This window comes from Mycobacterium sp. (assembly GCF_049673265.1).
In the GTDB taxonomy this organism is placed as follows: domain Bacteria; phylum Actinomycetota; class Actinomycetes; order Mycobacteriales; family Mycobacteriaceae; genus Mycobacterium.
On sequence record NZ_JBATXN010000337.1, the window covers coordinates 1 to 2,995 of the forward strand.

At 65.9% G+C, this 2,995-nt stretch carries 3 protein-coding genes and 1 pseudogene; 2 read left to right on the forward strand and 2 right to left on the reverse strand.

Annotated elements, in window-relative coordinates; genetic code table 11:
* On the forward strand, positions 1 to 582 hold a 582-nt coding region (locus tag WBF82_RS11895), incomplete at its 5' end, for a GDSL-type esterase/lipase family protein (RefSeq protein ID WP_424383230.1).
* Positions 583 to 637: 55 nt separating this feature from the next.
* Entirely contained in the window at positions 638 to 1,855 is a 1,218-nt protein-coding gene (locus WBF82_RS11900) for an acetyl-CoA C-acetyltransferase (protein WP_424383231.1), read from the forward strand.
* A 54-nt stretch (positions 1,856 to 1,909) separates the two neighbouring features.
* Here the strand turns inward: WBF82_RS11900 and WBF82_RS11905 are convergent.
* Both WBF82_RS11905 and WBF82_RS11910 read right to left on the reverse strand, forming a co-directional pair.
* Positions 1,910 to 2,765, reverse strand: a pseudogene (locus WBF82_RS11905) (DUF559 domain-containing protein).
* A 151-nt stretch (positions 2,766 to 2,916) separates the two neighbouring features.
* Positions 2,917 to 2,995, reverse strand: a 79-nt coding sequence (locus tag WBF82_RS11910; RefSeq protein ID WP_424383232.1) for a Bax inhibitor-1/YccA family membrane protein, incomplete at its 5' end; no start/stop codon positions are given.

The following is a 2,995-nucleotide window of genomic DNA, read 5'->3' on the forward strand; positions in this document are numbered from 1 at the left end:
GGCTTGTCCGGCCAGGTGGACGCCATGTTCGTGGCCGGTCCGCCGCCGGACGCCGCGGTGATCTTGATCGGCGCCAACGACATCACGCGGCTCAACGGCATCGGCGCCTCCGCGCGGCGGCTGGGCGCAGCCGTACGGCGGCTGTGCGCCAGCGGCGCCGTGGTCGTCGTCGCCACCTGCCCCGATTTCGGGGTCGTCAAGGCCATCCCGCAGCCGCTGCGCTGGACGGTACGCACCCGGGGTCTGCGGCTGGCCCGCGCCCAAGCCGGCGCCGTCAGGTCGGCCGGCGGCGTGCCGGTGCCGCTGGCCTCATTGGTCAACGATCAGTTTCGGCATGCGCCCGAGCTGATGCTGTCCGACGATCAGTTTCATCCGTCGGCGGCCGGGTATGCGCTCGCGGCAAGTCAGCTGCTGCCGGCGTTGTGCCAGGCGCTCGGCGAGTGGGCCGGCGAGCCGGCCCTGGCGTCGGCGACCGGCACCGAGGCCGGTCCCGGCTACACGGTGCTCCGGCTGATCTCGCGGCTGTTGCAACGGCCGACCACCGGCGTGCCGGCACCCATCGTCGTACCTGCCCCCGGCTAAATCGCGGCGCGGCTCCTGAGGATAGATTCGAGACCACACTTACCGAGGAGCCGTCATGCCGGAAGCCGTCATCGTCTCGACCGCCCGTTCACCGATCGGCCGTGCCATGAAAGGGTCGCTGGTCAGCATGCGGCCCGACGACCTGGCGGCGCAGATGGTGCGCGCCGCACTGGACAAGGTGCCCGCGCTCAACCCGCACCAAATCGACGACCTGATGTTGGGCTGCGGCCTGCCCGGCGGTGAGCAAGGCTTCAACATGGCTCGCGTCGTCGCCGTCGAACTCGGCTACGACTTCCTGTCGGGCACCACGGTGAACCGATACTGCTCGTCGTCGCTGCAGACCATCCGGATGGCCTTCCACGCGATCAAGGCCGGTGAAGGCGACGCGTTCATCAGCGCCGGCGTGGAGACCGTCTCCCGATTCGCCAAGGGCAACTCGGACTCCTGGCCGGACACCAAGAATCCACTATTCGACGACGCCCAAGAACGCACGGCCAGCGCGGCCCAGGGCGCCGACGAATGGCACGATCCCCGCTCCGACGACGCGGTGCCCGATATTTACATCGCGATGGGTCAAACCGCCGAAAACGTCGCGATCCTCACCGGGATCAGCCGCGAAGACCAGGACCACTGGGGAGTGCGCAGCCAGAACCGGGCCGAGGAGGCGATCAAGAGCGGGTTCTTCGAGCGCGAGATCGAGCCGGTCACCCTGCCCGACGGCACCACGGTCAGCACCGACGATGGTCCGCGACCGGGAACCACCTACGAGAAGATCAGCGAGCTCAAGCCGGTGTTTCGGCCCAACGGCACGGTGACCGCGGGTAATGCCTGCCCGCTGAACGACGGCGCCGCCGCGGTGGTGATCACCAGCGACACCAAGGCCAAAGAACTCGGCCTGACGCCGCTGGCACGCGTGGTGGCCACCGGGGTGAGCGGTCTGTCGCCGGAGATCATGGGCCTGGGCCCGATCGAGGCGAGCAAGAAGGCGCTGGCGAACGCCGGCTTGTCGATCAAGGACATTGACCTGTTCGAGATCAACGAGGCCTTCGCTGTCCAGGTACTCGGCTCGGCCCGCGAATTGGGCATCGACGAGGAAAAGCTGAACGTGTCGGGCGGTGCGATCGCGCTGGGCCCCCCGTTCGGCATGACCGGCGCTCGCATTGCCACCACGCTGCTGAACAACCTGACCACTCAGGACAAGACGTTCGGCCTCGAGACCATGTGCGTCGGCGGCGGCCAGGGCATGGCGATGGTGCTCGAGCGGCTTAGCTGACTTCGCCGCGTTGACTCTGCGTCCATGGCTCAAAACTACGAGTAGGGCGTGCCGTCAACGCAGAGTCAACGCGTCCCAAGCGCACTGAACCCGACGAATGACGTCGCGCGGACGATGCTGCGACACCACCCTGACGACGGTCCAGCCGCGCGCGGCGACGACTTCTTGCCGCGCGACGTCATTTGCGTACTGGCAGGGATCGGTCCAATGCTGTCCGCCGTCGTACTCGACGGCCAACAAGATGTCCTCCCAACCCATGTCGAGGAAGTAGCGCGGAAAGCCGTCCCCGTCTGGCACGGCGATCTGCGTTCGTGGTCTTGGGAAGCCCGCGCTGATCAACAGCAGCCGCAGCCACGTTTCCTTCGGTGACTGAGCTCCGGCGTCGACTAGAGCCAGCGTTTTCTCTAATTGGCGCAGGCCACGCGTATGGCCGTGATTGCCGACCAGCTCCAAGACATCTCGCACTTTGAAGTCGGTGGCAGCGGCCAGGGCATCGAGGCCGGCGACGGCGCGGCTTATGGTTCCGCGCCTGGCGATGTCGAAGGCAGTACGTTCAGGCGTTGTCACGTAAAGGCCGTCACGACGCTGGAACTCGGTGCTCATCAACAAATCATCGCGTGTGACGACGCCCTGCGGCGCTCGCGCGTTGCGCCAAATCAGTTCGACCGGAACGTCGTCGTCGACCGCACTTACTTCCATGCATTGCAGACGCGGCGGCGCCGGCTATCACTGCCTTCCGACCCGACCAGAGCCAGGCGCCCACAGTGCGCTGCCGCAGCGACGGCTGCAGTCGCTTGTCGATGTAGACGTTCGGCATCATCGCGCGGTAGTACCTGCGCAGTTCGTACCGACTGAGCTTTTCGGCGGCCAGCGCCTCGCTGCCGATGAATGGTTGGTGACCCTGCCACATCCGGGCATGGTGGCAGCGGGTGCTGACACACCGCGTTGACTCTGCGTCTATGGCGCAAACGTGCGAGTAGCACGCGCCGTCAACGCAGAGTCAACACTTAGTCAACAAAAAGCCGGCACGTGGAGTACGTGCCGGCTTTTCGGTGAAGCAGCTAATCGTTTTGTAGGTAACTGAGCAGGCGCAGGATCTCGATGTAAAGCCAAACCAGCGTCATTGTGAGGCCGAACGCA